7 protein-coding genes are annotated in these 8,589 nt (G+C 54.3%); all 7 read right to left on the minus strand.

Features of this window, described 5'->3' with window-relative positions; all coding sequences use genetic code 11:
* Positions 1 to 313: 313 nt before the first annotated feature.
* Positions 314 to 883, minus strand: a complete 570-nt coding sequence (mobB, locus tag FBQ85_21945) for a molybdopterin-guanine dinucleotide biosynthesis protein B (GenBank protein ID MDL1877803.1) — start codon at positions 881 to 883, stop codon at positions 314 to 316.
* A gap of 111 nt (positions 884 to 994) precedes the next feature.
* Positions 995 to 3,250: a TonB-dependent receptor gene (locus FBQ85_21950; GenBank protein ID MDL1877804.1), complete on the minus strand. Its 2,256-nt coding sequence runs from the start codon at positions 3,248 to 3,250 to the stop codon at positions 995 to 997.
* A 744-nt stretch (positions 3,251 to 3,994) separates the two neighbouring features.
* A complete protein-coding gene (locus FBQ85_21955) occupies positions 3,995 to 4,924 on the minus strand; it encodes a hypothetical protein (GenBank protein MDL1877805.1) in 930 nt (309 codons plus the stop codon).
* A 142-nt stretch (positions 4,925 to 5,066) separates the two neighbouring features.
* Complete coding sequence (locus FBQ85_21960; GenBank protein MDL1877806.1) at positions 5,067 to 5,849, minus strand: hypothetical protein; 783 nt, start codon at positions 5,847 to 5,849, stop codon at positions 5,067 to 5,069.
* A gap of 95 nt (positions 5,850 to 5,944) precedes the next feature.
* The gene (locus tag FBQ85_21965) at positions 5,945 to 7,195 is read right to left on the minus strand and encodes a nitrate oxidoreductase subunit beta (protein MDL1877807.1); all 1,251 of its coding nucleotides are present in this window, start codon (positions 7,193 to 7,195) and stop codon (positions 5,945 to 5,947) included.
* A 39-nt stretch (positions 7,196 to 7,234) separates the two neighbouring features.
* Complete coding sequence (locus FBQ85_21970; GenBank protein ID MDL1877808.1) at positions 7,235 to 7,531, minus strand: hypothetical protein; 297 nt, start codon at positions 7,529 to 7,531, stop codon at positions 7,235 to 7,237.
* A 117-nt stretch (positions 7,532 to 7,648) separates the two neighbouring features.
* Positions 7,649 to 8,589: nitrate oxidoreductase subunit alpha (locus FBQ85_21975; protein MDL1877809.1), on the minus strand; the 941-nt coding region annotated here is incomplete at its 5' end.

The following is an 8,589-nucleotide window of genomic DNA, read 5'->3' on the forward strand; positions in this document are numbered from 1 at the left end:
TCGCTGGCTGAGCTTGTCGCTGGCTGAGCTTGTCGCTGGCTGAGCTTGTCGCTGGCTGAGCTTGTCGCTGGCTGAGCTTGTCGCTGGCTGAGCTTGTCGAAGCCAGCCGCGCCCCCAGGAGATGACGCCCGACTACCGGGCGGTGATCTGAAGAGTTGTGCGATTAGCTTCTCACTGCACGATAAAATTCTGAACGTGTCTGCCCCCCGAAAATGACCAAGGCCTTTGCTTTTCGTGGGAAGCTCAACAGCGGTGAACGAGCTTCACCGAGCTGCTCTCAGATTTCCGCTTTTCAACTTGTCCGGGATTGGCATCAGGTTTTGGGAGGCAAAGCCACCGGTGATTTTGAGAGAGATTGCGGCAACCGGACTCGCCTCTGCTGCTTCAATGCCAAGGCCTTCAGCAAGAACGACGCAATCTCGCGCACGGCATCACGATCAAAACGCGGAACGCTCAACCCGCCAGGATCGTCACCCACCACGGCCAACAACTGGCGCTGATCGCGGCATTTCAACTCCGGACTGAAGCCGCTGCGATAGACTTCAAGACAGGGATAATCCGAATACCGAAAGCCCTCAGCGATGACAAGATCGAGCTGGCGCGGCAGATGTCGCAGCAGGCGCGCGATGGGCCATTCGCGCTCAACTTCGCGGAACATGGCCACCATTTTTGGCGAGGAGACCACCACCGCCTCGGCGCCGGCCTGGCGTAAGCGATGGCTGTCTTTGCCGGGTTTGTCAAATTCGTGGTGATGGCTCGTGTGCTTGATCACCGCCAAACGAATCCCGCGTTTGCGCAGCGCCGGTATGAGTTTTTCGATCAAGGTGGTTTTGCCGGCGCCGGAATAGCCCACGATCGTGAGTACAACAGGCGATTGAGACATTTTGATGAGACTTTGTTGAATTTTATTCGAAAAGGTATTTTTAAGCTGTTTAACACTTGTGCGCTGCCAGCCCGCGGCGCTTTTGGACTGGCAGCGCGCAGGATGTTTTGCTCAAAAGTGCAACACCGACTTCACATAAAAATTCCGCCCCGGTTGCGGAATATCGTTGCGATCGAGATGCTCGTGATAAAACACGTCAGTCAAATTCTCGATGCCGGATTGCAACTGCAACGAATTGCCCAGACGAACGCCGCCGCGCAGATGATAAACCGTGAAGCCCGGCGTTTCATTCTCACCGGCAAATGGCGCGATCTTATCCTGGCGGCGCGCGGCGCGCGTTTCGCATTGCAGCCAAAACAAATTGCCGGGAGACACATAACGCAAGCCCGTCAGAGTCGAGAGCGGCGGAATCTCGGGCAGCGGCGCCTCGCGCTCGAGATCACGGCCTTCGGCAAACGAAAGATTGCTGAACAACGTTAAATGCGCCGGCAGTTGCCAATTCAAATCCACATCAACCCCGGAGATGCGTGCGCTGCCGAGGTTGGTATAAATCTTCACGCCGCGCGCGCCCATACTTTGCGGCGACAAACCCTCTCGCACGTCGCCGGTGATATAATCCTGCAAACGATTGTAGTACGGCTGCACGCGTAGTTGAATTTTTTCGGCTTGATAATGCAGCGCAAGATCAACCGCAACATTCTTTTCAGCTTTCAGCCGCGGATCGCCGATATAATCATACGAATCGAATTGGTTGATGGTATACCAGCCGTAGCGTTCTTTGTGGCCGGCCGGACGAACGCCGCGGCCGAGAGAAAGCGTCATCGTCCAATGCGGCTTCGCATGATACTTGAGCCGAACATTGGCATCGATATCGGTTTCCGCCAGATCCGCGTTGGAGAATTGGTGAAATGCGAGAAACTGTGGCGACAGCGCCGCCGCGCGCGATTCGACATTGGCCACGCGCGCGCCCGCGGTGATGCGCCACGCCGCGTTGAAATCATGGCCCAATTCCGCAAATGCCGCTGCGCTGTTCATGGTGACGTCCGGCCACATCAGGCTCGACATGCGCATACCGGTTGACTTGGTGAGCATGTCGCGCCGCGCCGTGGCAAAAACCCGCCAGATATTGAGTCCAACTTTGAAGTCGCTTTGGGCAAATCGCCATTCCGCCGCAACATCTCCGCCGGTGGTTTCAGTTTCGCCCAACACCGTCATTTCGCGCATCATTGCCGCGGGCCGATTCAAATTATCCATCACGTGTGAAATGTTGTTGTGATAGACTTTGAGATAAAATTGCGCAACAGCCAGCGGCCCGTTGCTGGCGATGTAATCGAATCCATACAGCCGCGCTTTGTGATCGCGCGTGTCCATCGGCAGAGCCGGATAACCGGTATCTTCGCCGTCGCTGCGGTAATGCGCCAGCCGCAGTTCATGATGCTTGGCCAGGCGAACTCCCAGCATGGCGTCGAGGTGACGATTTTCAAACGCGGAGTAAGGCACTTCGCTGCGCGAGGATTGGTAATTGTCGCCGACATGCCGGCTAAATTGCACCTGCGCTCCCAAGCGCGTTGTGCTCATGCCGAGCCGCAGATGTTCTTTATCGCCTGCGGTCACGCTGTTGTAACTCACCCCGGCCACACCGGTTAGGCGAAGCGCGTTCTGATCTTGATACACCGGGCGCAGCTTGGCAAAGTCGATACGGCCGCCGAGGCGCGCTCCGAGTCCCGCAACTTCGAATGGGCCTTTGGTGATAGTCATCGCGTCCAACTCCGCCATATCCACATATGCGGTTGCCGGGTCCATGCGGCCATGACACGCGGGTTCAACTTTGATGCCGTCAATGGTCACATTGATTTGTTCCTCTTTCATCCCGCGAATGACGGGGTCAAAGGCGACAAAAGCGCGCGCCACGGCTTGCACCCCGGGGAGATCACGCAGAATTCTTCCGCCGCCGCCAGGATTGCTGCGCAACGCATTCTGCAAATAAGCCTCGTTACTGCGTTCCGCCAGCACGACGACTTCATTCACGACGCGCAGCGCAGTCTGAACAAGCGCAATCTCAACATTCTCCCAGCCCGCCTGCGCGCGCTTGAGGGATTTAGTAGCTTCAGCGTATCCCATGTGCTTGATCACCAACACGATCACTTCTTTCGCAGGCACGTTTGAAATGATGAAATGGCCATTCTCATCTGTGGCGGCGCCGCGCAGCGTGCCTTGTATCAGCACATTGGCGTTGGCAATGCCTTCCTGCGTGCGGTGATCGATCACGCGGCCGCGAATCTGGTTCGCCTCTTGAGCGAATCCGGGCAGTGTGGCCAACAAAAGGGAAACCAGAATTAGCAATCGAAAAAAATGCATAGATGACATCTTTTATTCTCCGGCAATGGAGGTTCTGCTTGGTTATTGCGGAAAGCCGTGTGCACAAACAGGCGTACCTCTCTCGCGGCGCATCGCCTCATCAAATTCGGCACGCGCATGCGGCTTTCGCAGGTTTGATTTTGAATTCAGAAAGTCAGCAAATGCCGGAGAGCAAGCGCGGCGGCGGCGAATCTGGAGGCGCAAACCAAGACGAGGGCGACTGTTGTTGCACAAGCTTCAAAACCATAAGTACATCAAGAAAAACGGGGACAGAGTGCTTTCTCTGGAGATAATCACGCATCGTTGTAACAGGGAGAATACTCGGCGCTGCCGGAACAGCAAGCGGGCTGAGTTGTTGGCAGAAGGCGGCTGTGTTCGCGCTGGGCTTGCCGCAACAATCACTCTGACAGCGGCATACCACGCCGTTCAATTCGCAGGCGCATTGATGCTGTGAGGCGGCGGAAGCAAGGGAAACGGCCGCCAAGCGCGTATGCTCTGCTTGGAGCAAGATCGCGCTCAAGGGAAGATCGCATACCGAGGCCGAAAAGGCCACAAGGGTGATGAGCTTCCAAATTCCGCGCCGCGTGACAGCCATCATTTTTAAAACCGATTTCATATGGCGCAAGATCTTTTGCGATCAATACAAAATTCAAACTTCGAACAGAATAACGCGCAATGTTAGCATGAGAAAATCAATGAAACAAAGCTTTTTTCTGGGTTATCTGCTCTCTGCATGTTGGATGCGCTGTTGCTTCAAGGCAAAGTGACGCGGCTTTCATACAAATCCGCGCACTGCCGGCAAATGAGCTGCGCCGGATTCCAGGCCGGGTAATCCTGTTGAATTTTCGCATGCAACTCACGAGTAAGCGCGCCGGGGCTGATCAACTGAAACGTCGGGAAATGGCAAATGGCGCAGCGGCCTTGAGAAGTCGCAGCTCTTTTCTCGCCTGCCAGCCAATGTTCCGGATGCCGCGCAAACGCAACGAGTTCTTGATGCGTATGCGAATTGTGATCGAAGAAATGCGCGAATGCCCTCATCAATTTTTCTTCTTCACCTTGAAAAGTACGTTTGAAATTCGCGAAATGCTTAGCGCGCGCCGCCACTGGTAGCCAGCCGCGTTGCTGCAAGCGGCCATCGATGGTAATATCCCACAACACACGGTAGCGTCCCTGCAAGAAATGATCATACGCCGGGCCGGCCTCTGATTTTGGAAAATGGGGATCATAGCCGAAATGCGGATCGAGCATATCGACGAGGTGCAGGAACTCGTGGCGTAAAAATTCACGCAATGTTTCAGATCGCGCCGCCAGCTCGGGCGTGAGTTGCACGACGATGGTACGGTGCGCGCGCGCTGCCAAACCGGCTTCAGTTGCAGCGATATATAATTCTGCGCCGATGTGCTTTTTCGCCTGCGCCCGCATCAAGATACAGCGGTGAGTCGCCTCCGTCAGCATCGGCCACAAGTCGAAAACGTGCTGCAGCGGAGCGAGCAACCCGAGACGATTGAACCAGGACGCAAAGAAATTCCGGAACGCCGCTTCACGCGCTTCGCCCACGGTGTTTTCATAAAGCTGATCACGCTCGCGCCAAAAGTTGCCGGCCTCAGCATGATCGGCCATCACACGCGCCACCGCATCCTCGATCAGTTGCGGCTGTAATTCAATGCGAAAATCGGGATTCATGTCATTCGAGTTTTTAACAGCATCGGCCAGAACAAGCAGGCAAAATAATTTTTCGGCAGAATGATTACAAAATTACCTGCCGAAAAATCATTCTGCCATTTAAAAGCTGCGTTTTTTCCGCAAAGATCGAACTTGGTAGAGACTAATTCGCAGTCATCGTTGCCGCCGCTTTTCTGGAAATTTGAATCAACTCTTCACCGGAGCCGCAGGTGAAGGCCTCCTCCATCCATTCGGTCGGGCGCAGCCGCATCAGCTCTGAGCCGAGCGGTACGTTGCTGCGCGTGCACTCAAAGCGGGCAAACTCGTGGCACAGATCGCCGAGACCGCCATAAAAACCTTCCGCATCTTCCCGCTTCAACATTTTCACAAAGGCGGGAATAAAACGCCCCCAATGATCTTTGAGAAAAAATCGTTGTGCTTTGCGCGTTTCTTCCAACATGTCTGCGTCGTTTTGTTCCAGCGCATACGCTTCTTTGCGCGCTAAAAACGAGAGGAACTCGCATTCGCAACTCATGTGATCGACGCGTTCGGACGCCTTCACCCTCAAACCAAAAGCATTGTAGAAACCGGCGAGATCGCCCAACTCCTGCGGCTGCTGAAAGAGCGCTTCCTCGCCGTATTCGGTTTCATACGGCGGCACTTTCGGATGCGCGGTGAAGCCGAAGAGATCGCGATACGATTTTTCCAATGCTTCAAGCTCGGCGCATTGACGCAATTGACGCACGCGGGAAGCCATGTTTGTTGATTTGCCATTCGATTCGCTCGCATCCAACATCGCCGCGATCTGCATCAACGCCGAATTTTGTTCTGTGGCAATCAAACGCTCGAATGTTTCCGAGGTAGGAGGACGAAAGCCCAGCGCCAGCGCTTCGTAAATCGCGCTGCGGCAGAGGGCCAAGTCAGTTTCATCTATTTTATTTTTCATTATTGATGGCCTCAATAAATTGGATTGATGGATCGCTGAATTGTTGGATTAATAGCCGCAACAATCCAATGATCCAATAATCCAGCAATCCATCTCTAAATCGAATTTGCATGCACCGCCGGCCGTTCATAAACCGGCTCGTCAATCGTTGTGCGGAAAAGTTCTTCGCCGTCTTTGCCATATGCGATTACCGTGTCGTTGTAAATAGTCACCGGCTTGCCGCGCAGCGTGCCGTCGTAAATTTTCGGGCCTTCCTGAAATTTGTAACTGAAGATGATCAGATTCGAGCGCCGGAACAATTGCAATACCGCCAGCAGCTCGCGATCGGGATTCATGTAGCGCTCGATGGCTTCATCGACGCCGGGGCCGAACATTTGTTGCAAATACGGACGCGGCACCCAGCGCGGCGGAATGTAATAACCGTTCGGCGCGGTGCCGAGCTGCGGATAGAGCGGCAGCGCGACCTTCGCGACATGAACGAGATAATAAAGCGGATTGTAGCGATCTTCCGCCCACGTGCCGTTGGTGTTCATCTTCACCAAGCCCTGCATACGAATTTGCCCGATGCACGCGGCCATGCAGCGCGTTTCCATCGGCTTGCCGTTGGATTCAGGATCGGTACCCTCGACGCGCGGATAGCAGGCGATGCACTTTTCAGAAATGCGCGTGTTGCCGCGATACATGGTCTTTTTGTAAGGGCAAGCTTCGACGCATTTGCGATAGCCGCGACACTGTTCCTGATCCAGCAACACGATGCCGTCTTCCGGGCGCTTGTAGATCGCTTTGCGCGGACACGCGGCGAGACACGCGGGATACGTGCAGTGATTGCAAATGCGCGCGAGATAGAAGAACCACGTTTTGTGTATCGGCAGCTCCGTGCCTTCTTTGTCTAATTCATATTTCCTGCCTTTGATGCCCTTGGGATTGTCTTCGTAAATGTTCGGAGAATTCCACTCGTGATCTTCCGGCAAATAGCCGAGCACGCGCGCGCTCTCTGGCGTGAGTTTTTTCTTCGCCGCTTCGAAGATCGTCATGCCGTCAAATTGCGCTTGGCCCTTCGATTTACTCCAAGACTGCCCGCCGGGATTCGCTTCATCCAGCAGCTTGAGAATTTTCATATCCCAAAACTGCGGATAGCCGCCATACGGCTTGGTCTCAACATTGGCCCACCACATGTGCTCCTGGCCTTTGTTGAAGGTCCACGTGGATTTGCAAGCCATCGTGCAGCTCTGGCAGGCAATGCAACGATTGATGTTGAACACAAACGCGAACTGCCGCTTGGGGAATGCCGCTTCGTAGGGATACTCCATCTCGCGGCCAAGCTGCCAATTGAAGACTTTGGGCATTGTTGTCGTCTCCTCAATTGAAAATTCTAAATTTTCAATTTAAAATTGATCGGGCAAATTTGTATCGCCGTCATTGAAGCGCATTCGCCCCCAAATCCCGACACACTCATCAATGATCTTTTTCACCTCCGCTTCGCCGAGTTCGAGATAAGCGCGATGCGCGCCGGCATAAAATGGCGTTCTAAATACACTCATCAGTCTTCTCTTTTCAAATCCCATGCGTGCAAATTCTTCGGCGAACACATACGCCATGTCGCGCGTGCTCTCCGCGGTGCCGGGGATTTCAACGCCCACGAGCATGTTGGGATCGGTGGGATCGGGATCGTCATAGGGCATGGCAAATTTTCTCCGCGTGTTGGCTTTTTAGATCAATGGATCAATAGATTTTTGGAGTTATGGATTGTTGGCTTCCCATTAATTCTACAATCCCAATCTTCATCAATCTAATATTTTTTACTCAACTACATTGACCAATTCACCAGCGAGGTACTTCTCCATAAACTCACTTTCATTATCCGGCGTGAAGCCTGAAGTCGCGGGGAACCAAACGCCGGCGCCGTTCATGCCGCCGTCTTCGGCTTTGGTGACGCGCACCAGTGTTTCCTTGGGCACGGTGTTGAGCGCGTGATTGTCCGCCTCGCCGCCGAAGATAAAGCTCATTGAGGCTTTGGCCTTGTGAAAAAGATTGTCGGTTTGGTGCATCGGCATGTGCCAGTTGCGCGTGATCGACTGCTGCGAGCCGTAGCGCAAGTTGGCCTGATAGCCGGTGTTCTCCGACAGCGCGCGGCCATCGGGCCGCGTCTCGTGCGCGCGCACGCTCTTTTCCGTGGCGATGAACGGCGCGTGCTTCATCATCACGATGTTGTAGGGATACGCGTGATTGTATTTCACCCGCAACATGCAGCGCGAAACGCGATAGAAAAACTCGTCCGGCTTCGCGCCGATATAAGGCCGATCCGCGGGATTGGCGTCGATATACACGTAATCGCCGTCATTGATGCCGAGATCGCGCGCCGCTTGCGGATTGATGTGCAATTGATGCTCGCCCACGCATGGCGCGCGTTTATCCAACCGATACGGATCGCCGAAGTTGGAATCATACAGCATATGCCAATCCACATTCGACCAGCCGCTGTGCACGCGATGTCGCGTCTTCGGCGTCAAGCAATAAAATTGGAAGCCCTTTTCCCACAGAAAATTCTTCGTGGTCTTCACTTGCGCCCACGGCATTTTGACGTTGCGAATCGAGCGCTCGTCCCAATGCTGCGCGTCGAGCGGAATGCCGTAATCATCGGGACGAATCAGCGGATTGGAGCTCACGATGACATTCGGCAAATACGGCGTGGCCTCTGGACCCTCGCGATGCACGATGAAATTCTCTCCGTACTCAATCG

This window comes from Cytophagia bacterium CHB2, assembly GCA_030263535.1.
Taxonomy (GTDB): domain Bacteria; phylum Zhuqueibacterota; class Zhuqueibacteria; order Zhuqueibacterales; family Zhuqueibacteraceae; genus Coneutiohabitans.

Bases quoted from the DNA above. Each gene is read 5' to 3' on its own strand.
- FBQ85_21950 (MDL1877804.1), bottom strand. From the start codon at position 3,250: ATGTCATCTATGCATTTTTTTCGATTGCTAATTCTGGTTTCCCTTTTG.
- FBQ85_21955 (MDL1877805.1), bottom strand. From the start codon at position 4,924: ATGAATCCCGATTTTCGCATTGAATTACAGCCGCAACTGATCGAGGAT.
- mobB (MDL1877803.1), bottom strand. From the start codon at position 883: ATGTCTCAATCGCCTGTTGTACTCACGATCGTGGGCTATTCCGGCGCC.
- FBQ85_21960 (MDL1877806.1), bottom strand. From the start codon at position 5,849: ATGAAAAATAAAATAGATGAAACTGACTTGGCCCTCTGCCGCAGCGCG.
- FBQ85_21965 (MDL1877807.1), bottom strand. From the start codon at position 7,195: ATGCCCAAAGTCTTCAATTGGCAGCTTGGCCGCGAGATGGAGTATCCC.
- FBQ85_21970 (MDL1877808.1), bottom strand. From the start codon at position 7,531: ATGCCCTATGACGATCCCGATCCCACCGATCCCAACATGCTCGTGGGC.